This window comes from Kosakonia oryzendophytica (assembly GCF_027886705.1).
Classification (GTDB): domain Bacteria; phylum Pseudomonadota; class Gammaproteobacteria; order Enterobacterales; family Enterobacteriaceae; genus Kosakonia; species Kosakonia oryzendophytica.
In genome coordinates this window covers 324412-346507 of the sequence record NZ_CP115659.1, presented here as the reverse complement: position 1 = coordinate 346507, position 22096 = coordinate 324412, and the positions used below count along the sequence as shown (strand labels likewise).

At 57.7% G+C, this 22096-nt stretch carries 23 protein-coding genes; 13 read left to right on the top strand and 10 right to left on the bottom strand.

Features of this window, described 5'->3' with window-relative positions:
• Nucleotides 1-3 precede the first annotated feature (3 nt).
• Nucleotides 4-591 carry a 4'-phosphopantetheinyl transferase AcpT gene (acpT, locus tag O9K67_RS01570; protein WP_061492792.1) on the top strand — a complete coding sequence of 196 codons (588 nt, stop codon included), beginning with the start codon at nt 4-6 and terminating at the stop codon, nt 589-591.
• Here acpT and arnF read toward each other — a convergent pair.
• The 8 genes from arnF to O9K67_RS01530 form a co-directional block, all read right to left on the bottom strand.
• Nucleotides 545-946 carry a 4-amino-4-deoxy-L-arabinose-phosphoundecaprenol flippase subunit ArnF gene (gene arnF / locus O9K67_RS01565; RefSeq protein WP_061492790.1) on the bottom strand — a complete coding sequence of 134 codons (402 nt, stop codon included), beginning with the start codon at nt 944-946 and terminating at the stop codon, nt 545-547. The two genes, acpT and arnF, sit on opposite strands and share 47 nt — an antisense overlap.
• Nucleotides 943-1281: a 4-amino-4-deoxy-L-arabinose-phosphoundecaprenol flippase subunit ArnE gene (arnE, locus tag O9K67_RS01560; RefSeq protein WP_061492789.1), complete on the bottom strand. Its 339-nt coding sequence runs from the start codon at nt 1279-1281 to the stop codon at nt 943-945. Before arnE ends, arnF begins: the two co-directional genes overlap by 4 nt.
• Complete coding sequence (gene arnT, locus O9K67_RS01555; protein WP_061492787.1) at nt 1278-2936, bottom strand: lipid IV(A) 4-amino-4-deoxy-L-arabinosyltransferase; 1659 nt, start codon at nt 2934-2936, stop codon at nt 1278-1280. Before arnT ends, arnE begins: the two co-directional genes overlap by 4 nt.
• Nucleotides 2936-3835, bottom strand: a complete 900-nt coding sequence (gene arnD / locus O9K67_RS01550; RefSeq protein ID WP_061492785.1) for a 4-deoxy-4-formamido-L-arabinose-phosphoundecaprenol deformylase — start codon at nt 3833-3835, stop codon at nt 2936-2938. The genes arnT and arnD overlap by 1 nt, the downstream gene beginning before the upstream one ends.
• Nucleotides 3832-5817 (bottom strand): bifunctional UDP-4-amino-4-deoxy-L-arabinose formyltransferase/UDP-glucuronic acid oxidase ArnA, encoded by a 1986-nt coding sequence (arnA, locus tag O9K67_RS01545; protein WP_061492783.1) that lies wholly within the window; start codon nt 5815-5817, stop codon nt 3832-3834. Before arnA ends, arnD begins: the two co-directional genes overlap by 4 nt.
• Nucleotides 5814-6797: an undecaprenyl-phosphate 4-deoxy-4-formamido-L-arabinose transferase gene (arnC, locus tag O9K67_RS01540; RefSeq protein WP_061492781.1), complete on the bottom strand. Its 984-nt coding sequence runs from the start codon at nt 6795-6797 to the stop codon at nt 5814-5816. Before arnC ends, arnA begins: the two co-directional genes overlap by 4 nt.
• A 1-nt stretch (nt 6798) precedes the next feature.
• The gene (gene arnB / locus O9K67_RS01535; RefSeq protein WP_061492779.1) at nt 6799-7935 is read right to left on the bottom strand and encodes a UDP-4-amino-4-deoxy-L-arabinose aminotransferase; all 1137 of its coding nucleotides are present in this window, start codon (nt 7933-7935) and stop codon (nt 6799-6801) included.
• Between the two features lie 424 nt (nt 7936-8359).
• Entirely contained in the window at nt 8360-8866 is a 507-nt protein-coding gene (locus O9K67_RS01530; protein ID WP_061492777.1) for a phenolic acid decarboxylase, read from the bottom strand.
• Nucleotides 8867-8965: 99 nt separating this feature from the next.
• Between O9K67_RS01530 and O9K67_RS01525 the strand changes: the two genes are divergently transcribed.
• The 4 genes from O9K67_RS01525 to O9K67_RS01510 all read left to right on the top strand — a co-directional run bounded on the left by O9K67_RS01525 (nt 8966) and on the right by O9K67_RS01510 (nt 12752).
• The gene (locus O9K67_RS01525) at nt 8966-9826 is read left to right on the top strand and encodes a LysR family transcriptional regulator (RefSeq protein WP_061492774.1); all 861 of its coding nucleotides are present in this window, start codon (nt 8966-8968) and stop codon (nt 9824-9826) included.
• A 115-nt stretch (nt 9827-9941) separates the two neighbouring features.
• Nucleotides 9942-10997 (top strand): ABC transporter substrate-binding protein, encoded by a 1056-nt coding sequence (locus O9K67_RS01520; protein ID WP_408612842.1) that lies wholly within the window; start codon nt 9942-9944, stop codon nt 10995-10997.
• Nucleotides 10984-11985: a FecCD family ABC transporter permease gene (locus tag O9K67_RS01515; protein WP_061492772.1), complete on the top strand. Its 1002-nt coding sequence runs from the start codon at nt 10984-10986 to the stop codon at nt 11983-11985. The genes O9K67_RS01520 and O9K67_RS01515 overlap by 14 nt, the downstream gene beginning before the upstream one ends.
• Entirely contained in the window at nt 11982-12752 is a 771-nt protein-coding gene (locus tag O9K67_RS01510) for an ABC transporter ATP-binding protein (protein ID WP_061492769.1), read from the top strand. The genes O9K67_RS01515 and O9K67_RS01510 overlap by 4 nt, the downstream gene beginning before the upstream one ends.
• On the opposite strand, the gene O9K67_RS01505 is transcribed toward O9K67_RS01510, so the two are convergent.
• The gene (locus tag O9K67_RS01505; protein ID WP_061492767.1) at nt 12714-13445 is read right to left on the bottom strand and encodes a substrate-binding domain-containing protein; all 732 of its coding nucleotides are present in this window, start codon (nt 13443-13445) and stop codon (nt 12714-12716) included. The genes O9K67_RS01510 and O9K67_RS01505 overlap by 39 nt on opposite strands.
• Nucleotides 13446-13607: 162 nt before the next feature.
• Here O9K67_RS01505 and nikA point away from each other — a divergent pair, with 162 nt between their 5' ends.
• The 6 genes from nikA to nikR are packed head-to-tail and all read left to right on the top strand — an operon-like array spanning nt 13608 to nt 18885.
• Entirely contained in the window at nt 13608-15179 is a 1572-nt protein-coding gene (gene nikA, locus O9K67_RS01500) for a nickel ABC transporter substrate-binding protein (RefSeq protein ID WP_061492765.1), read from the top strand.
• Nucleotides 15176-16117, top strand: a complete 942-nt coding sequence (nikB, locus tag O9K67_RS01495) for a nickel ABC transporter permease subunit NikB (RefSeq protein ID WP_061492763.1) — start codon at nt 15176-15178, stop codon at nt 16115-16117. The genes nikA and nikB overlap by 4 nt, the downstream gene beginning before the upstream one ends.
• Nucleotides 16117-16950 (top strand): nickel ABC transporter permease subunit NikC, encoded by an 834-nt coding sequence (nikC, locus tag O9K67_RS01490; protein ID WP_061492762.1) that lies wholly within the window; start codon nt 16117-16119, stop codon nt 16948-16950. The genes nikB and nikC overlap by 1 nt, the downstream gene beginning before the upstream one ends.
• Nucleotides 16950-17714, top strand: a complete 765-nt coding sequence (nikD, locus tag O9K67_RS01485; RefSeq protein ID WP_061492760.1) for a nickel import ATP-binding protein NikD — start codon at nt 16950-16952, stop codon at nt 17712-17714. Before nikC ends, nikD begins: the two co-directional genes overlap by 1 nt.
• Nucleotides 17711-18496, top strand: a complete 786-nt coding sequence (gene nikE, locus O9K67_RS01480; RefSeq protein ID WP_061492758.1) for a nickel import ATP-binding protein NikE — start codon at nt 17711-17713, stop codon at nt 18494-18496. The genes nikD and nikE overlap by 4 nt, the downstream gene beginning before the upstream one ends.
• Complete coding sequence (nikR, locus tag O9K67_RS01475; protein WP_061492756.1) at nt 18484-18885, top strand: nickel-responsive transcriptional regulator NikR; 402 nt, start codon at nt 18484-18486, stop codon at nt 18883-18885. Before nikE ends, nikR begins: the two co-directional genes overlap by 13 nt.
• Before the next feature lie 2 nt (nt 18886-18887).
• On the opposite strand, the gene O9K67_RS01470 is transcribed toward nikR, so the two are convergent.
• Entirely contained in the window at nt 18888-19979 is a 1092-nt protein-coding gene (locus O9K67_RS01470; protein WP_061492754.1) for an iron-containing alcohol dehydrogenase family protein, read from the bottom strand.
• Nucleotides 19980-20195: 216 nt separating this feature from the next.
• Between O9K67_RS01470 and purB the strand changes: the two genes are divergently transcribed.
• Both purB and O9K67_RS01460 read left to right on the top strand, forming a co-directional pair.
• Complete coding sequence (gene purB / locus O9K67_RS01465) at nt 20196-21563, top strand: adenylosuccinate lyase (protein WP_061492752.1); 1368 nt, start codon at nt 20196-20198, stop codon at nt 21561-21563.
• Nucleotides 21560-22087, top strand: coding sequence for a GNAT family N-acetyltransferase (locus O9K67_RS01460; protein ID WP_061492750.1), 528 nt, complete (start codon nt 21560-21562; stop codon nt 22085-22087). The genes purB and O9K67_RS01460 overlap by 4 nt, the downstream gene beginning before the upstream one ends.
• Nucleotides 22088-22096: the final 9 nt, after the last annotated feature.

Here is a 22096-nt window from a genome sequence, read left to right as displayed (position 1 = left end):
CGTATGTATCGGGTAGTACTGGGTCATATCTCCGCACTGAGCGCCGGCAACATTCCGCCCGCACTCAGACAACAAGCGCCGCAGGGCAAACGCCGGGAGAGCTGGCTTGCCGGGCGGGCATTACTGGCGCGCGAGTGTTCTCCGCTACCTGACATTGTCTACGGCGAGCAAGGCAAACCGGCATTCGCTAACGGGACGCCGCTGTGGTTCAACCTGAGTCACAGTGGCGATCGTATTGCGCTCCTGTTGAGCGATGAAGGTGAAGTGGGTTGTGATATTGAAGTGATACGCCCGCGCGCCAACTGGCGCACGCTGGCTAATGCGGTATTTAGCGAGGCGGAGCATGATGAACTTGAGCAATGGCGCCCGGATCATCAGTTGACGGCGTTCTGGGAAATCTGGACACGCAAAGAAGCCATTATCAAGCAGCGTGGCGGCAGCGCCTGGCAAATTGTCAGCGTTGACAGCCGCAACACGCCCAATCTCAATGTTAGCCACTGCCAGGTTGGCGAGGTGAGCCTGTCAGTCTGCACGCCGACGCCGTTTACACTTTCGGCCGATCTGCTCGCGACGCTCCCGGCAGAAAGATAACCAGCACGCCCGCCACAATCACCAGCACGCCCAGCGCGCCGCGCCACGAAAACGGTTCGTGCCAGCCGGGAAGCCAGATGGCGGCAGCCCACACCAGAATATAACTCAGGCTGAGCAGAGCATACGCTTTGCTTAGCGGCAGGCGATGCAGGGCAAAAAACCAGCATCCCATCGACGCGACATACCCCAGCAGGCCACACAGCAGCATAAGCGTCCCTTTCTGCGGTTGCAGTACGGCGCTGATAAACGACCAGGAGGGTGCAACCGGCGGCAGTACCTGCATTGCTGAGCGCAGCAGTAACTGCGCGACGCTGACCAGCAACACACTCATCAGCGCCCAGACCACGCCTTTCATAGCGAACTCCCTAACAGCACGATGCCGATAATGATCAGTAGCACGCCAACAGCATGGCGGGCGGTCACCCGTTCACGCCAGACGAAGCGCGCCGCCAGCGTGACCCACACGAAATTGAGGCTTAGCATTGGGTACGCGACGCCCACAGGAAGACGCTGCAACACCAGCAACCACAGCGCCATGCCTGCGCCCAGCGCGGCCAGCGCCAGCCCCAGCCAGAGGCCAACGTGCCTGCCGCGATGCCCGGGCGTTGCCGGGCGTGTCGCCTGTTTCTGGCACAGTTGCCCGGCGCAGCTCAACAGGCTTGCCAGTGCGAGCAGCAGCCAGCTCATCATTGCGGATAATACTGAATAAAGACCATACGCCCCTGTACATAGACGTTATCCGGCTTCGGGATCGGCAGCCGGGTAAAGTCATCCGGTTTAGATTGATGCAGCACCAGCGACACAACCCCCTGCTGACGGCGTTGCGCCAGCCAGTCACTGAAGTTGTCTTCCTCCACAAAGCGATCTTTCGCATCCGGGTAGGCCAGGCCATAGGTCAGCTCTCCGCGCGAGCCGAACATAATGATATCGGAACGCTTCAGTTCCCAGGCCAGTCCCGCCGCTACCCCCACATTGTCAGTCAGCACGTAACGACTTGGCTTCAGCGCTTCATTAACAAAGTTGATGAGAAATTGCGGCTGTTTGGAATCCATCACCTTGTCCGGGATCACCGCCCCCGCCACCAGCGCCAGACCTAGTGGGCAGAGCGCGGCCAGCGGCCAGCGCTGTTCACTGGTTTTCAGCGCCAGCCAGCCAAACAGCGCCCATACGCCCAAGGCAAAAGCCGCCAGCCAGGCTTTATACAGCTCAATGGGCGTCCACACCGGGTGTTTCAGGAATCCCCACGGCGAGACGACAATCGCGGCGATAAGACCGACCAGACCAAAGACGATATTGATCCACGCATTAATACGCAATGCCCGTCCACCTGTCTGTGCGAGAGTCAGCGCATAGCGCGCCATCAGGATCGCCAGCGGTGCAAAACAGGGCAGGATATAGGTTGGCAGCTTACCCTTCGCGATGCTGAAAAACAGCAGTGGCATCACCACCCAACCGAACAGGTAAAACGCCTCTTGCAGAACAGACTTACGCGCCAACCAGCCCGTTTTCAGCGCGCCGGGCAGCAACGCCAGCCACGGCAAACTTCCGGCAATCAGGAACGGAATGTAATACCAGAACGGCGCTTTATGCTGCGCATCCTGCTGGGCAAACCGTTGAATATGCTCGACCCAGAAGAAGTAGCGCCAAAAGTCCGCTTCACGCGTGGCAATCGCCAGCCCCCAAGGCAGTACCGTCAGTACGCAGCAGAGAATCGCTAACCAGCCCCACAACAGCACCTCTTTCCAGCGCTTTTGCGTGATCACCCACGGCAGCACGCCCAGCACCGGCACAGCCAGCGCCAGGAAACCTTTGGTCATCACCCCCATGCCGCAGGCAATGCCCAACAGCGCATAACCGGCGAATTTGCCGCCGCGCGTTTGCGCCTGCGCTGCCAGCCAGAAGCTGAACATCGCCAGCGTCATCCACAGCGTAATCATCGGGTCCAGCACCGCATAGGTACCGATACCGTACACCAGAAACGCCGTCAGAAAGATAACGCCAGAAAGCACGGCAACGGCTTTGTCGCGCCACATGTTCCACGCCTGCGCCGCAACCAGTAGTGCCGACACGGTAATGGAAAAGACAGAGCCAAAACGCACTGCAAAATTGTTATGTCCAAACAGCCACTGACCGAGGCTGTTGATCCAATAACCCGCGATGGGTTTTTCAAAATAACGCAGTCCCAGAAAATGAGGTACCACCCAGTCACCGCTATTAAGCATCTCCCGGCTGATCTCCGCATAGCGGGTTTCATCCGGTTGCCAGAGCAGCCGGTACTCAAGGGGAACAAGGTAATAGAGAACAAATAGTGCAACCAGACCCAACACAGCGTTAGTGGATTTCATTACCTGGCACTCAACAGTTGTTGGCAACCCAGCCAGCCTTCCCGGCCAGCCACTTCTCCGCGCACCACTTTCCCCACCGGTAGCGTGCTGACATCCGTCGGCAATAGCTGACTCAGAGGGCAAAAGGCGATCTCTTCGCGCGCGGCCATACTCAGCAATTCATCAAAACCGTCTGCGCCGATAATGCCTTCCACTTCAGCATGGATGGTATAAACCGGCGTACCGTTATCCCGGTGGATACAGTCAAGAATAAAACGGTTGTAATTCGCCGCATCGACGCGCGTTCCCACCACCTCATCCCAGGTCGGCAGCGTCACAGGGATCTGCGGGACAGCGCACTCCTCTTCTGTGAGCTGCGGCCGGAAAGGTCGGGTGCCGCGGCAGTCACTGTTATAGCGAAAATTAAACGCATTTTTGGCTTTCACGACACGCTGATCCGCACGCCAGCCCGCCACGGCGGAACAGGTCACGGCCCTCCCGATGATCATTTCCAGCGCCAACAGGCCCCGTTCGATCTCGGCCTCCAGCTTCGTCTGATCCCATACGCCGCTCCAGCACTGCCAGCCATGATGATCCCAGGCGTGCAGGCCGACTTCATGCACCTGTGCAGTAGCGCGAATCACTTCTGCATTGGCTTCGCCGATGATCTTCCCCGGCCACGCCGTACCAGCCAGCAGGATATCCCACCCGTAGAGGGATGCTGCGCGCGAGCGCAGCATCTTCCACAGAAATTGCGGCTTAAGCAGGCGCCAGATATGGCGCCCCATGTTGTCCGGCCCGACGCTGAAGAAAAAGCTCGCCTGAATATTGTGCTTTTTCAACAACGTCAGCAGACGCGGCACACCGTCGCGAGTACCGCGAAAGGTGTCGACATCAATGCGTAAGCCGACTGACTTCATGCGTTTTTCTCATCCGAGAGTTCTACGGTACGCAGGAAGAAATCCAGCGTCTCATCAATGGTCTGGCGCATATCGACTTTCGGCTCCCAGTGCAGGCAGCGTTTCGCGTTACGAATGCTCGGCTTACGGTGCTCCACGTCCTGATACCCTTTGCCGTAGTAACTGCTGCTCTCCACTTCGCGGAAACCGGCGAACGGCGGGAAGCGGTCGCGCAGCGGGTGCTTCTCGAAGCTGGCCAGCAGCATTTCCGCCAGTTCTTTAATACTGGCCTCGTTCTCCGGGTTACCAATGTTGATGATCTGCCCGTCGCAACGCCCTTCTTTGTTCTCAATAATGCGGAACAGCGCTTCGATGCCGTCGCTGATATCGGTAAAGCAACGTTTTTGCTTGCCGCCTTCGATCAACTTGATCGGCGACCCTTCCACCAGGTTGAGGATCAATTGGGTGATCGCACGCGAGCTGCCGATGCGCGCCGCATTGAGGTTATCCAGGCGCGGCCCCATCCAGTTAAACGGACGGAACAGCGTAAAGCGCAGGCCCTCTTTCTCGCCATACGCCCAAATCACCCGGTCCAGAAGCTGTTTTGACACCGAATAGATCCAGCGCTGTTTGTTGATCGGGCCAACTACCAGATTGGAGTTGTCTTCGTCGAACACTTTGTCGGTGCACATGCCGTACACTTCTGACGTGGACGGGAAAATGATGCGTTTATTGTATTTCACGCAATCACGGATGATTTTCAGGTTCTCTTCAAAATCAAGTTCAAATACACGCAGCGGGTTGCGGGTGTATTCGATTGGCGTTGCGATCGCCACCAGCGGCAGCACTACATCGCATTTCTTGATGTGGTACTCGATCCACTCAGAGTGAATGCTGATATCGCCTTCTACAAAGTGGAAACGCGGGCAGTCGAGGAAACGGCTGATGGCATCTGAACCAATATCGAGACCATAAATTTCGTAGTTATCGTCATTCAGCAGGCGTTCGGTCAGATGGTTACCGATAAAGCCGTTCACGCCGAGGATCAATACGCGCGTGCGGCGTTTCACCGCAACCACCGGCTTGCTGGTTAACAGCGCACCGGCCACCAGCCCCAGAGACTGCGCCAGTTGCCCGCCCTGCATATAGACACCGTTGTCCACCTGCCCGGTGAGGATTTCCAGCGCACCTTCAGCACAGGCTACCACCAGTGGAGAGACAGACAGCACCGTACCGGCTCTGGCCGCCGCAATGTCATTACGCACGCGGGATTTCCAGACGATAAATTTGTGTGTCCCGGCAAAACTGTATGCGCCCGGCCACGGGTCGGACACTGCGCGCACCAGGTTGTGCAGGGTTTGCGCCGGCAGTTCCCAGTCGAGACGCCCGTCTTCCGGGGTACGACGGCCATAGTAGCTGGCTTTGCTGTCATCCTGTGCGGTTTCCGTGAAGGTCTGCGCTTTGATGGTCGGCAGCGTGCTACGCAGCAGCGTTTGCGCGGCTTCGCTCAGTTTGCGGTGCAGCGACATCGCATCATCACTGTCGGCAATGGCGACTTTCTGCTGCGCCACAATTGCGCCCGCATCGGCACGCGCCACCATCCGGTGCAGCGTTACGCCCGTTTCCGTTTCCCCGTTCACCAGCACCCAATTCAGCGGCGCACGTCCACGGTAAGCCGGCAGCAGGGAGCCGTGCAGATTGAATGCGCCAAGACGCGCGCTGTTGAGGATATTGTCGCAAAGTAAGTTGCGGTAGTAGAACGAGAAGATCACATCCGCGTTGAGATCGCGAATGCGATCGACCCACAGCGGGTGGTTAACGTCTTCCGGAGCATACACCGGAATACCGCGTTCTGCGGCAATGCGCGCGACGGAACCGAAAAAGTGGTTTTCATTGGCGCTGTCCGGGTGGGTAAAAATCGCCGCAACCTCAAACCCGGCATCCAACAACGCCTGAGTGCCGACACAACCCATATCGTGATAGGCAAAGACAACAGCTTTCATTGATTATTTTCCTCTTGCGGAGCGTCGTGCTCCTGACGAACAACACGTTGAATAAAATAGCGTGGACGGGCGCGAACATCGTTGTAGATACGGCCGATGTACTCCCCAAGGAGTCCCATACCGATAAACTGTGCGCCGATAAACGTGAACAGGATGGCAAAGAGCATAAACACCCCTTCGCCTGCCCACTGCGGACCAAACGTCAGACGCAGAACCACCAGTAACACCGCCAGCGAAAAGCCCGCCAGAGCAATCACGCTGCCCACAACGCTGAGCAAGCGCAGCGGCGTAGTGGTCAGGCAGGTCACCAGGTCGTACATCAGGTTGATCAGACGCAGAAAGCTGTATTTCGAATCGCCAAACTCGCGCTCGGCATGCTGCACCGGGATCTCCACCGCTTTACGGGCAAAGGTATTGGCGAGGATTGGAATGAAGGTACTGCGCTCATGGCAGTGCAGCATGGCATCGACGATATGGCGGCGATACGCACGCAACATGCAGCCATAATCCCCCATCGCTTTACCGGTGGTCCGTTGGATCAACCGGTTAACGGTGCGTGACGCCAGTTTGCGGAACAGACTGTCCTGCCGATGCTGGCGCACGGTGCCCACCACGTCATAACCTTCGTTCGCCTTCGCCACCAGGCGCGGGATCTCTTCCGGCGGGTTTTGCAGGTCGGCATCCAGCGTGATGATCAAATCGCCAGTGACATGGCTGAAGCCCGCCATGATTGCGGAGTGCTGACCGTAGTTCCGGTTTAACAGCACCGCCACAATATGGCTGCCGGGCTGCTCTGCCGCGGTCGTGAGGATCTGCGCGGAGTTGTCACTGCTGCCGTCATCCACCAGCAGAATTTCATAGTCGATACCGAGGCTGTCGCAACTGCCGGTCGTACGACGGATCAGCTCAGGTAAGCTCTCCTCTTCGTTAAAAACCGGGATCACCACGGAGACTTTTTCAACGGGAGGCAGGGTAAACATATCAGCGTCCTGCAATGCGATGGAGCGCGTCAATGACGCGGGTTGTGTCGTCATGGGTCATGTCCGGGAACAGGGGGATAGAGCAAATGCGCGCACTGTTCCACTCGGTATTCGGTAACGAGACAGGAAAGTGTTCGCGGTAATACTTCTGCGTATGCGCAGCGCGGAAATGCAGGCCAGTACCAATGCCTTGCGCTTTTAGCGTTTCCATCAATGCATCACGGGTGATGCCGCAACGCTGTTCATCAACACGCAGAATAAACAGGTGCCAGGCATGCTGGTGCGGCCATGACGGTAGCGCCAGCGGCTGGAACGGCGTATCGGCGAGTTCGCGCAAGTAGCGCTGCGCAATCTCGTGGCGGCGGGCGTTCGCCGTTTTCAGCTTGCCAAGCTGCACCAGGGCGATGGCAGCATTAATATCGGCAAGGTTGTATTTGAAACCCGGCGAGATAACTTCCGCCTGCGGCGCGCGACCGTGCGTCTGACGATCATAGGCATCCACGCCGAGGCCGTGGAATTTGAGGCTGCGAATGCGGTTGGCCAGTTGCTCATCGTCCGTCACCACCAACCCGCCTTCGGCGCAGGTCATATTTTTGATGGCATGGAAGGAGAAAATCGCGGTTCCTTTGCCGCCAACGTGCTGTTCTTTGTAGTACGTCCCGGCAGCATGCGCAGCGTCTTCAATCACCGCAATGCCGTGCTTTTCACCCACCGCGCGGATAGGGTCAATATCCGCCGGGGCTCCGGCGTAGTGCACCGGAATAATCGCCCGGGTGCGCGGCGTGATGGCCGCGTCAATCGCTTCCGGCGTAACCATCAGCGTATCTTTGTCGACATCAATCATCACCGGCGTCGCGCCCAGCAGCACGATCATATTGAGCGTGGACACCCAGGTCATTGATGGCGTAATGACTTCATCCCCCGGTCCAATGCCCAACGCCATCAGCGTCACGTGCATCCCTGCCGTCGCCGAGCTCACGGCAATGGCATGGCGGTTACCGGTTAACGTACAGAAAGCCTCTTCCAGAGCCTGATTTTTCGGGCCGGTCGTGATCCAACCCGATGCCAGCACTTGCTGGATAGCGGCGAGTTCTTCCTCCCCCATTGAGGGGCGTGAGAACGGTAGAAAATCACTCATCTTCTTTTCCCTGCGTCACAGACGCGTTAAAGGACCCCACAAAGACACTTTGCGGCTATTGAGTAAAATGGCGGATGGAAGTTAAACCGAAATATAATGAACGTCCGGTTGTCCCAATAATCATTCATCACAGCTTATTTCTGAATATTATCAATTGAATATTAGGACAAGATTAAGAAAAGAGGGGAGCAAGAAATATAATATTATTAAAATATCGAATAAAAACATCAACTTAAATAATTCTCTCACAAGGAGAGTAAGTGATCCATGTCAAATAACTGTAACAATCCACGCCCTGCACTGTATACAGGGCATGAATATACTTATTTAAACAACACAGCAACAAACTCAAAAAAAATAATACTGTTATGCAATTAATTATTTCAATCGTAACCGTTGAAATATATTAAACAGCGTTAATAAATTACGAAAGATTCTGCGGGAAGCCGGCTGGCAATTCGCTGGCGGCGCAGGCAATGACGCTGTCATTGTTGGCGCCGCAGTCGCGCACATAAGTAATCGTGGCAAATTCATCAATCACTTCTGTGGGGTAAGCCGGGCCTGCTGCGCGGTACGACTCCATCAGCGGAATGTGATCGTTCTGGAAGCAGACCGTTTTTTCCGGGTTGTTGATGACCCAGCGCGGGAAGAAAATGGTGCCGTGGAACAGGCGGTCGCCAAGGTTCACAATCAGGCTGACATCGGTGCCAGTGGGCTCTGTCCAGGAAATTTTATAGATACTTTCGCCTACGCGAACGATAAATGCTTTTTGATCTTTCACCCAGCGATTCGCCACAATGCCGCTGTGAATACGGTAGTCGAGCGTGGTGTCATTTTTCACGTAAATCTCGTAATTCCAGCCGTTATCGTAGGTATAAACCAGATGTTTGCCGACGAAACCGCTCAAATCGTGTTTATCAAAGGTGCTCATTTTTTCTCTCCTCTGTTGGAATAGCACCATCGTACGCCTGCAAAAAATCAATAAAAAACGCTATATTTGCATCACATTCATTCAATTTTTAGATGAGTCATGCACAAGACCACGCTGGAACAATGGGCGCTACTGCAAAAAGTGGTAGAGCTAGGCAGCTTTGCGAAAGCCGCTGAAGAGACGCACCGCAGCCAGTCTTCGGTGAGCTATAACCTGGCGCTATTGCAGGAGAGACTGGGCGTAGCATTACTGATGCAGGAGGGGCGGCGCGCGGTGCTGACACCTGCTGGCGAGCTGTTGCTGAAGCAGGTCAAACCACTGCTGAAAGCTTTTGACTGGGTGGAAACCCGCGCGGCCACACTGCGTAACGGCATGCGTACGCGTCTGGATCTGGTGGTGGACAGCATTTTTCCGCGCTCACGGTTATTCGCCATTTTGCGCCAGTTTCAGCAATGCTACCCACAAACGCAGGTGCGCCTGACAGAAGTGCTGGAAACCGCCTCTGCCGACCTGCCGGTGCATGCACAGGCGGATGTGATGATTTTGACCCGTCGCCAGGATATGACCGGGCGCGGCGAATGGCTGATGAATATCGATTTTGTCGCCGTGGCGCACCGCGATCACCCCCTCTGTGCCGCCGAAGAGGTGAGCGAAGCGATGCTCGCCGCCTGGCCGTTGATCCGCATTGCCGAAGGTGACGATCGGCAAAGCCCGGTGGCGCAGGCCTCATGGACCTTTTCTACCATTGATGCGGCCGTCGAAGCCGTGCAGTATCAGGTAGGCTACGGCTGGCTACCGGAAGAGCGGATCCAGCCCTTGCTGGCTAACGACACGCTGCGCATCCTGCCGCTCAGCCACGGTGTACGGCGCGCCACGCCGCTGCATCTGATTGTGAAAAAAGATCTCGCCCCACTGGATGAGCAGGTGGAAAGGCTGTTGCAGCTCTTTAAAGAGGCGTAAGCGCACTCAACAAACGTAGCCTGCTGTATGCCCCTGAATTTCCTGCGAGAAATGTTTGCAGGTGCATTCGTTATATAATTTAATATATATCGCCAACTCCTTTATGAGCGATACCATGTCAAAAATCACATCATTGATGCTGGGCTTTACGCTGGCCTGCGCCAGCCTGTTTGCCCACGCAGAACGCACCCTCACCGATCAACTGGGACGCCAGGTCACCCTGCCGGACCATGTCACCCGCGCAGTGGTGCTACAACACCAGACCCTCAACCTGCTGGTGCAGCTCAACGCCACAGACGATGTTGTTGGCGTCCTCAGTAGCTGGAAGAAGCAGCTTGGTCCGGGCTTCGCCCGCTTTATGCCGACGATTGAAACGCTCCCGACACCGGGCGATCTGACCCAGGTGAACATTGAAAGCCTGCTGGCGCTACACCCGCAGGTGGTATTTATCGCCAACTATGCGCCAGCCGATATGATCCAGCAGATCGAACAGGCTGGGATTCCGGTGGTCGCCGTGTCGCTGCGTGAAGATGCCGCCGGGGAGAAAAACAAAATGAACCCCACCATGGACGATGAAGAGAGAGCCTACAACGAGGGGTTGAAGCAAGGGATCCGCCTGATCGCAGACGTGGTGGATCGCAAACAACAAGCGGAAGATCTGATCCATTACACCTTTGCCGCGCGCGAAAAAGCGAACGCCCCGGTGGCGAAGGTTGCCGAAGCAGACAAAATCCGCGTCTATATGGCCAACCCGGATCTGAATACCTATGGCTCCGGTAAATATACCGGCTTGATGATGGAGCACGCTGGCGCGAAAAACGTGGCTGCCGCGACCATCAAAGGCGCGCATCAGGTGTCGCTGGAACAGGTGATCCAGTGGAATCCGCAGGTCATTTTTGTGCAGGATCGTTACCCGGAAGTGGTGACCGCTATTGAGAACGATCCAGGCTGGAAAAACATCGATGCCGTGAAAAACCACCGTGTCTGGTTGATGCCGGAATACGTCAAAGCCTGGGGCTATCCGATGCCGGAAGCGCTGGCCATCGGCGAGCTGTGGATGGCGAAAAAACTCTACCCGGCACGTTATGCAGCGGTGAATGTCGACGCCGAAGCGCAGAAATATTACCAGCGCTTCTACCGTGTTGACTGGCACGCGAATGCAGGCCACTAACCGCTACCCGCTACTGCATGGCGGGTTTATTGTCCTGACACTGTGCCTGGCGCTGGCCTCACTCTGTCTGGGCCAGTACCGGCTGGGGCTGAGCGAGGTGATGCAACAGATCGTCTCCTTTCCGGGTGATGGCACCGCCGGGCAGATTGTCTGGTCGGTGCGTTTGCCGCGTATTCTGCTGGCTCTGCTGGCGGGCGGCGGGCTCGCGCTGTGTGGTGCGGTGTTACAGGGTGTGTTCCAGAACCCATTAGTGGATCCGCATATTATTGGTGTGACCTCCGGCTCCGCGTTTGGCGGAACACTGGCCATTTTGCTTGGCGTCAGCCCGCTCGTAATGATGTTCTCCACTTTTGGTTTTGGCCTTGGTGCGCTGATTCTGGTCTGGCTTATTGCCGCCTTACAGCAGCGGGAAAACACCCTGATGCTGATCCTCTCCGGCATTATCATCAGCGGTTTTTTTGCCGCACTGGTGAGCCTGATGCAGTACCTGGCTGACAGCGAAGAGACCCTGCCCAATATCGTGTTCTGGCTACTGGGCAGTTTTGCCACGGCCAACTGGCATAAAGTCGCTATGTTGGCCATTCCGGTCTCGTTCGTCACCGTGGTGCTGTTTCAGTTGCGCTGGCGCATTAATCTGCTGGCGCTGGAAGAGAAAGATGCGTTGGCGCTGGGCGTGCCGCTGAAAATGCTGCGTCGCAGCGTGCTGATCTGCTGCGCGGTGCTGGTTTCGTCGCAAGTGGCGGTCAGCGGCAGCATTGCCTGGGTCGGCCTGGTTATCCCGCATCTGGCGCGTTTGCTGGTTGGGGCGGACCACCGCCACCTGTTGCCCGTCGCCTTCTGGCTTGGTGGCAGCTTTATGATTGTGGTGGATGATCTGGCGCGTACCCTGACGCAGGCGGAGATCCCCATCGGTATAATCACTGCGCTGCTTGGCGCACCGATGTTCGCGGTACTGCTTTTCCACACCACCCGCAGGAGCACGCAATGACACAACCCGCGTTAACGGTTGAAGGACTGGTTTTCGGTCGCGGCCAACCGCTCTTTTCACCGCTCAGCTTTTGTTGCAAGCCGGGGGAAATCTGGGCAGTCCTGGGGGCGAATGGCCTGGGGAAAAGCACCCTGCTGGATACGCTCACCGGTGTGCTGCCGGCGCTGGCGGGCCATTTTACCGTGCAGGGCGGTGTCAGTATTGTGCCGCAATCTTTTCGCCCAGCCTTTGACTGGAGCGTGCATGATGTGGTGCTGATGGGCCGCGCCCGCCATGTGGGGCTGCTCTCAATGCCCTCGAAACAGGACAACAGGCATGTCGACAATGCCCTGCGTCGGCTCAATCTGCACACTCTGGCTCGCAGTACCTTTCTGACACTCTCCGGCGGGCAGCAACAACTGGTGATGATTGCCCGCGCGCTGGTCAGCGGAAATCGCACCCTCCTGCTGGATGAACCCTGCTCGGCGCTCGATCTGGCGAACCAGCAAATCGTCTTACAGCTGATTGCCACCCTGGCTCATCGTGAAGCACGCAGCGTGGTGTTCACCACCCACGATCCTACCCATGCCTGGCAGGTTGCCGACAACACACTGCTGCTATTGCCGGATCAGCAATGGCTCGCCGGAAAGACGCACACCCTGCTGAGCGAAGAGAACCTGCAACGCGCCTACGGTATACCGGTACGCCGCATCCAGCTTGATGACGCACACGGTGCGGCGCTGGTGCCACTATTCGATCTGCGGCGGCAAGAACCCGGCGGCCTGTAACCACGTCTGCCCCTGCGAAGAGAGAATAAAGTGCATCAGCGGCGTCGCCTGTGCCTCCAGCAGCGCCAGTTGATAGTCGCAGCGAATATTGTCGGCCTCCGGGATCGTCACCACCCGCAGATCCGCCTCTTCTGACAGGCGCCGGGTATAGTGTTGATAGCCAATAAACATATCCGCCCATCCCTGACGCAACAGCCACGCGCTGGCAATCTCGCCTGGCGGCACGCCTAAGGTTTCACGTCCGCCCACCAGCGGCAACGCGCGCTGCATCAATTGCTGCCCAAGACCGGGGCGCAGGGTGTCGATATGGGCAAACAACTGCCAGGTGTAGTCGCCGGAAGGATCGCAGCCGGGCGTGGAGGTCGCCAGACGCAGCCGGGTATCCGCCAACAGCGTAAGCCAGTCGGCCTGCCGTGTGGACGCGCTATGACGAACTGTCAGGCTCAGGCAGTTACGGGCAAAGGTGTGCACCTCGAGCGCGCGCCCGCTTGCCAGTAAGGCCTGCGGGTGTGCGGTATTGGCCGAGGCAAACAGTGCGCAGGGTTCTCCGGCCTCAATACGTTCCCGCAGCAGGCCCGCCGGGCCAAAATCCGCCGTCACCGCCATTCCACTCTGCTCGCGAAAGACCGCCAGTAAAGGGGTAAAGGCAGACTTCAGGCTTCCTGCCGCCAGGATATTCAGCGTTGTAGTCATCCTATTTACCCTTCTGAGTACGCTGCCATCATGCTACCTGTGCAGGCTGTGCGGTTAAACCCCTTTAAGTGACAGGGTTTTTGATCCAAAACATACTATTCGTATGATGAATATCTAAAATCATCATACTTCTTCGCCATACTTTTCGTCAGGGAACCTACTGTGTCTTTCTATCGTCAAGCCGGCGCTCTGCTGCTGCTCTGCGCATCTTTCGCCGTTTCTGCGGCGTTACCGACGCTCACCACCGCCTGGCCGGTGAACGTTGGCCCACTGAATCCACACCTTTACACTCCGAACCAGATGTTCGCCCAAAGCATGGTTTACGAAGCACTGGTGAAATACCAGGCCGACGGCAGTGTGAAGCCCTGGCTGGCAACAAGCTGGACGCACTCGGAAGACGGCAAAATCTGGGTCTTCACCCTGCGCGAGGGGGTGACTTTTTCCAACGGCGAACCCTTTAATGCCCAGGCGGCGGCAGAGAATTTTCGCGCCGTGCTGGATAATCGCCAGCGCCATGCCTGGCTGGAGCTAACCAATCAGATCACCGACGTCAAAGCCCTGAGCCCCAGCCAGTTACAAATTACCCTGAAAAGCGCCTACTATCCTTTCCTGCAAGAACTCTCCCTGCCCCGCCCGTTCCGCTTTATCGCCCCCTCGCAATTTAAACAACACGGAACAAAGGACGGTATCGTCGCACCAGTTGGCACCGGGCCGTGGGTGTTGCAGGAATCGCGCCTGAACCAGTACGACGTGTTGGTGCGCAATGAACATTACTGGGGCGAAAAACCGGCATTCGGTAAAGTCATCGTCAACGTGATCCCCGACCCGACCAGCCGCGCCGTGGCGTTTGAAACCGGGGATATCGATCTGCTGTACGGCAATGAAGGGCTGCTGCCGCTGGATACGTTTGCCCGCTTCAGTCAAAACCCGGCGTGGCATACACAGCTCTCCGCCCCGATGGAGACCGTGATGCTGGCGCTAAACTCGGCACGCGCACCAACGAACGAGTTAGCCGTGCGTGAAGCGCTAAACTATGCAGTGGACAAAAAGACGCTGATTGATGGCGCACTGTATGGCACACAACAGGTTGCCGACACGCTGTTTGCCCCGTCCGTACCGTACGCCAATATTGGCCTGAAACCGCGCCAGTACGATCCAGCGCAGGCGCGCGCGCTGCTGGATAAGGCGGGCTGGACGTTAACCGCCGGGAAAACCATCCGTGAAAAAGCCGGGCAGCCGTTGCATGTCGAATTGGCGTTTATCGGCACCGATGCGTTAAGCAAATCGATGGCAGAGATCATCCAGGCCAATCTGCGTGCTATCGGCGTGGACGTTGCACTGGTTGGTGAAGAAGAGAGCAGCATTTATGCACGTCAGCGCGACGGGCGTTTCGGCATGATTTTCAACCGCACCTGGGGCGCGCCGTACGACCCGCACGCCTTTATGAGCTCAATGCGCGTACCGTCGCATGCGGATTATCAGGCGCAGCTTGGCCTGCCGGACAAGGCTGTGATCGACAAAGAGATTGGTGAAGTGCTGACGACCCGCGAAGAAACCGCACGTCAGGCGCTATACCGGGATATTCTCACCCGTCTGCATAACGACGCGGTCTATCTGCCGATTAGCTATATCTCCATGATGGTGGTGGCGAAACCCGAACTGGGGACCATCCCCTTCGCCCCCATCGCGTCGGAGATCCCCTTTGATCAGCTCACGCCAGGCGCCGCAAAATGAGCCGCTATATCTGCAAGCGCTTGCTGTTGCTGATCCCGATGATCTTCGCCGCCTCGGTGGTGATTTTTCTGCTGCTACGCCTGGGCGCGGGCGATCCGGCAATGGACTATCTGCGGCTGTCCAACCTGCCACCCACGCCGGAGATGATTGCCGCCACCCGCATCCAACTGGGTCTCGACCAGCCGCTGATCGCGCAATATAGCCACTGGCTATGGCGCGCGCTGCACCTTGATTTCGGCCTCTCTTATGCCACGCAACGCCCGGTGCTGGACGATGTGCTGCACTTTCTGCCCGCCACGCTGCAACTGGCAGGCGCAGCGCTGGTGCTGATTTTACTCACCTCTGTCCCGCTCGGCATCTGGGCGGCGCGCCACCGCGACGGGCTGCCGGATTTCGCCGTACGGGCAATCGCGTTCCTCGGGGTGTCGATGCCTAACTTCTGGCTGGCCTTCCTGCTGGTGATGTTTTTCTCCGTGCATTTGCAGTGGCTGCCCGCCCTGGGTTATGGCGGCTGGCAGCATGTGATCCTGCCTGCGCTCTCTATCGCGTTTATGTCGCTGGCCATCAACGCCCGTTTGCTGCGCGCCAGCATGCTGGAAGCCGCCGGGCAGCGCCATGTGACCTGGGCACGGCTGCGGGGGTTAAGCGAGAAGCAAACTGAGCGGCGGCACATTCTGCGTAATGCTTCGCTTCCGGTGATCACTGCGCTGGGGATGCACATTGGCGAGCTGATTGGCGGTACGATGATTATCGAAAGTATTTTCGCCTGGCCCGGTATCGGGCGCTATGCGGTGTCGGCGATTTTTAACCGCGACTACCCGGTGATCCAGTGCTTTACATTAGTGATGGTCATGGTCTTTGTGCTGTGCAATCTGGCGGTGGACCTGCTGAGCGCAGCGCTGGACCCGCGTATTCGTCACCATGAAGGAGCGCACTGATGCACTTTCTGAACACGGCCCGCTGGCCGGTGCGTATTGCGTTGCTGATCTTATTCCTGCTGTTGGTGATTGCCCTGACCTGCCAGTGGTGGACACCTTATGATCCGCAGGCCATTGATTTACCTGCCAGGCTATTGCCACCGGGTAGCCAGCACTGGCTCGGTACAGACCATCTCGGGCGCGATATTTTCTCACGCTTAATGGCCGCCACGCGTGTTTCGCTGGGATCGGTCATGCTGTGCCTGTTGCTGGTACTGGCACTGGGCTTAACGGCAGGCGGCTGCGCCGGACTGCTGGGCGGCCGGGTTGACCAGGGGATAATGCGCGTGGCGGATATCTTTATGACCTTCCCCACCTCCATCCTCTCCTTTTTTATGGTCGGCGTACTGGGCACCGGGCTGACCAATGTCATCATCGCCATCGCCCTTTCCCACTGGGCTTGGTACGCCCGCATGGTGCGCAGCCTGGTGATCTCGCTACGCGGTCGTGAGTATGTACTGGCGGCACGGCTCTGCGGTGCCAGTTCTCTTCATGTCTTTCGCGATCACCTGGCAGGCGCAGTGGTGCCGTCTCTACTGGTACTGGCGACGCTGGATATCGGTCATATGATGCTGCATGTGGCGGGCATGTCCTTTCTGGGTCTCGGCGTCACCGCGCCAACCCCCGAATGGGGTGTGATGATCAACGACGCACGGCAATATATCTGGACACAGCCGCTGCAAATGTTGTGGCCAGGACTGGCGCTGTTTATCAGCGTGATGGCATTTAACCTGGTGGGCGACGCGCTGCGCGACCATCTTGATCCTCATCTGGAAACGGAGCACGCCCACTGATGCCTGCACAACTGAGCCTGGAGAGTATTACCCTGCATGCGGAACGCCCGCTGGTGCAGGACGTCTCGTTAACGCTGCAACGCGGGCGCGTGCTGGCACTGGTGGGCGGCAGCGGTAGCGGCAAATCACTGACCTGCGCGGCGGCACTCGGCGTATTACCGCCTGGCGTGCGGCAAACCGCTGGCCGGGTGCTGGCGGATGGCGCGATTGTCAGCCCGCAGGCGCTACGCGGCATCACCGTCGCGACAGTGATGCAAAACCCGCGCAGCGCGTTTAATCCGTTACGCACCATGGCGGAACATGCACGGGAAACCTGCCTGGCGTTGGGCAAACCCGCAGATGACGAAACACTGCTGGCGGCACTGCAGGATGTGGGGCTGGACGAGGCGCAACGCGTACTCTCGCTCTACCCCTTCGAGATGAGCGGCGGCATGCTGCAACGGATGATGATTGCCATGGCGTTGCTCAGCGACGCGGCCTATATCGTTGCCGATGAACCCACCACCGATCTTGATGCCGTGGCGCAGGCGCGCATTCTGGATTTACTGGAGAACATTGTTCGCAAGCGCCAGCCCGGCATGCTGCTGGTGACCCACGATATGGGTGTCGTAGCACGCCTGGCGGACGACGTGGCGGTGATGGATCACGGACGCATTATTGAATATGGCGCGGTGCAGTCACTGTTTCACGCACCGCAGCACCCGGTGTCACGCCAACTGGTGGCGGCGCATCTGGCACTGTACGGGATGGAGCTAACCTCATGAATCTGCTGGATGTTAACGGCCTGTCACATGGCTATCATCAGCAACGGATCCTCGACAATATTTCCCTGCAACTGAAGAGCGGCGAGACGGTTGCCTTACTGGGACGCAGCGGCTGTGGTAAAAGCACGCTGGCACGGCTGCTGGTCGGGCTGGAAACACCAAACGAGGGCAATGTGGTCTGGCAGGGCACGCCGCTGTCCCGGCTTGACGCCCGCGCCCGCAAAGCCTTTCGCCGCGATATTCAGATGGTCTTTCAGGATCCGATAAGCGCGGTGAACCCACGTAAAACCGTGCGCGACATTCTGCGCGAACCCTTGCGCCATTTGTTAAAACTGTCGAAAACGGAACAACAGGCGCGCATTACGCAGTTGCTGGACGATGTTGAGCTGGAGAGCACGCTGCTGGATAAACGCCCGCCGCAGTTGAGCGGCGGTCAGTTGCAGCGCGTGTGCCTGGCGCGTGCGCTGGCGGTGGAACCCACGTTGCTGATTCTGGACGAAGCCGTCTCCAGCCTGGATTTGGTGCTCCAGGCCGGGGTGATTCGCCTGCTCAAACGCCTGCAAGAGCGATCCGGTGTCGCCTGCCTGTTTATCACCCACGATTTACGTCTGGTGGAGCGCTTTTGCCAGCGGGTGATGGTAATGGAAAACGGCACTATCGTTGAAACGCTGGACGTCGCGACGCCGCTGCGTTTTACCTCTCAGGCCGGGCAAACGCTGCAACAGGCGGTATTGCCTGCCTTCCCCCGCGCATTAACAAGGATCCTGCCATGCAACGCGTGACCATAACACTGGATGATGACCTGCTCGAAACGCTGGATAACCTCAGCGAACGCCGTGGCTACAACAACCGCTCAGAAGCGCTGCGGGACATTCTGCGCAGCGCGCTGTCACAGGAGTCCGCACAGGACAATGAAAAGCAGGGCTACGCCGTGCTCTCGTACGTGTATGAACATGAGAAACGCGATCTGGCGAGCCGTATCGTCGCCACGCAGCATCATCATCACGATTTATCTGTCGCCACCTTGCATGTGCATATCAGCCACGACGACTGCTTAGAGATTGCCGTGCTGAAAGGCAAAATGGGTGAAGTACAGCATTTTGCCGACGACGTTATCGCCCAGCGCGGCGTGCGCCACGGCCATTTGCAATGCCTGGCGGCAGAAGAGTAAGGCTATACCGCATAGCGGGGTGTAAAAAATTGCTCCGTCAGGCGTAGCGCTCGTTCAATGCGTGCGGGCTCCAGCGAAAACGGTAAATGCTCCGCCGCCGCGCGAGGAAAATTGATACTGCGCGCCACCGCCTGGATCACCGCCAGGCGGATCTCTTTCAGCGGCGCCAGCGTCAGCGGCATCTCGTACTGACGCAGTAAACTCAGCAGCGCGGCGTCCGGTGTTTCACCGTCGCCTTCGAGGAACGACTGCACCAGCAAGCTGTAACCTACCCGCTCGCCATGCAGCCAGTCACGCAGCGCCGGTTCGTAGGTTAACCGGTTATGAATAGCGTGTGCGACGCCTGGTGTGGGGATCTCGCCGCGAATGCTGTTGGCCAACCCGGCAATCGCAATATTGGCATCAATAACATTGATTAACGCCTCGCTGACAACCTGCGCTTTATTATCCTGTACCGCCTGCGCACCGTGTTTTTCGTAAATATCCACGGCCAGTCGGGCGGTCTGCACTTTTAACTGCAACGCCAGGTTATCCGGCGAATGTCGTAAATAGGGACGGAATTCGTACCATTTCGCCAGCGCATCCACGATACCCGCTTTTAAATAACGCACGTCGCTCTGTGCAATAATTTCACTGTCCACCAGTACCAGTCGCGGCAATGTTTTCAACGGTTGACTGCGGATTTGCCCGCCTTCTTCAGTATAAAACACCGACAGCGGCGACCAGGCCGCGCAGGTAGAGGCGACCGTCGGGATGGTGACCGACTCACCGCCGTCAAGCGCATCCGCTACGGCTTTCGCGGTATCCAGTACGCGACCGCCGCCGACGCCAACAATCCACTGCACCCCCAGTTTTCGTGCGCGCTGGGCGTAATGCGCCACCCGCTCGTCGGTACAATAGCCGGTCATGATCTCGGTCTGCCATTTCACGCCGCTGGCGCGCAAACTGCTTTCCAGGGCCGGGTTCACTCGTGCCCAGGCCTGCGCACTGGTAATAATTAAAATATGCTGTGACAGCGGTGAAATATATTTCCCTGCGTCATGACGAATACCTGACTGGTGGAACCAGGTTTGCGGCGTTTTTATCGCAAGCATTGAATTGTCCATTTAATTAATTAAATCGCATTATCAGCTCATGCTACAAAAATAAAAACAAAAAACAATCTTTCCTATTTTCTGTATTTTCATATCGATAGAAGAATATTAGATAAGGCGACAAATGCCTTGCCGCCGGTATATTCATGAATGAAGATGCTGAACAGAAAATAAAGTTAACCGGCATCTTTTTTTAATTTACGACAGGCACATAACATGTCATCGCATCCCATCGACTTTCTGATTATCGGCAATAACTTCGCCACACCGGAAATGCGCGCCATCTGGTCGGAAGAAAACCGCCTGCGCCAGCAGGCCGCCGTGGAAGTGGCGCTGGCGCGTGCGCAAGGTGAACTGGGCGTCATTCCGCCGAAGGCCGCACAGGAGATTGCCGACCGCGCGCAACCGCAGGCGCTGCAACTGAGCGATATCGCCCAACTCGCCGCGCAAATGAAGCACTCTTTTATGCCCACGCTGACGGCGCTGCAACAGCAGTGCGGCCCGGCGGGGGAATACCTGCACTACGGCGCCACCACGCAGGATATCGTCGATACGGCCACCATTTTGCAACTGCGCGATGCACTAGGCATTATCCGCCGCGATACCGTTGGCGTCGCCCGCGCCCTGCGCCAGCTTGCCGAACGCCACCAGCACACACTGATGGTCGGCCGTACTCACGGCATGCAGGCGTTGCCCACGACCTTTGGGTTTAAGGTCGCCGTCTGGCTGGATGAGTTTTTGCGCCATCTGACGCGTATCAACGAAATCAGTCCGCGCGTACTGACGGGCAACATCAACGGCGCTATCGGCACCAATGCGGCGCTGGGCGATCAGGGGCCGGAGGTGGAGCGTCGCGCACTGGCGCTGCTCGGGCTGGCCTGCCCGACGATTGGCTGGCAATCCGCACGCGATCGCTTGAGCGAATTCGCCTCGCTGGCGGTGCTGATCAGCGGTTCGCTCGGCAAAATCGGCAACGAACTCTACAACCTGATGCGGACCGAAATCGGCGAAGTGGAAGAGCCCTTCAGCGCCGGGAAAATCGGTTCCACCACCATGCCGCACAAGCGTAACCCTGCCGCGATTGAAGGGCTGGCAAGCCTGACTGCGCCCGTGCGCCACAGCGCCGGTCTGATTTTTGAGTCAATGCATGTTGAACACGAGCGCGATGCCATGAGCTGGCGCGCAGAGTGGCTGGCGCTCCCGGAAATCTGTCTCTATCTCTCTGCGCAACTGCAAAACGCACAGGGGATCCTTAACGGCCTGACGGTGAATAGCGAAAAAATGCGCGCCAATCTGGATATCCAGGCCGGGCTGCTGCTGTCGGAGCGGGTGATGTTTGAAGCCGGGAAAACCCTCGGGAAACAGACGGCGCACCACCTGGTGTACACCTGCGCGATGACGGCATTTGAAAGCGGACGCGATTTTAAAAGCGTGCTGGCGGAACAACCGGAAATCGCCGGTGCAATCAGCGGCGCCGATCTCGACAGCTGGCTGGATCCGGCGCGCTATTTAGGCAGCGCGGTCGAAAAAGTCGGTGATGTCTTGCGCGCCGCAGATGACTCGCAGTTGCTGGAGAGGGTATGAGCGAGCACTATCGCCAGCTGACCGCCGCCGACCGCGATATCTATCTGACGCTGATGCTGGAAGCCTACGCGCAGGTGCGTGAGATGGGCATTCATTTTGATGCCGCCACCACCACCGCCGCGCAGGTGACGCAACACCTGCAACAGCACGGTGTCTGGGGGCTGTTTGTCGATGATGCGTTAGCCGCCTCCATTACGCTGCGCTACCCGTGGGGGCCGCTGCCGGGGCCGTTTGGCCTGCCGCATATCGGCTGGTTTGGCGCGCATCCGCGCCATCGCGGGGAGCAGCGCGGGCGGCAAATCTACGACTGGGTGGAGACCCATATTCTGCGCGGTGTGTTGCGCGCGCCTGCGGTGTCGCTTGGCACCGCCATCAGTCACCCGTGGCTGATCCCCTTTTACCAGCAGTATGGCTTTGTGCCTTCGCATGAGGCGGATCTGGGCAAAGGCCATATCACCCTGTTTATGAAAAAAATCCTTGATGACGCTAACCACACCGCGTGGCTGGCGCGTCGTTCACCCTGATGAGTAACG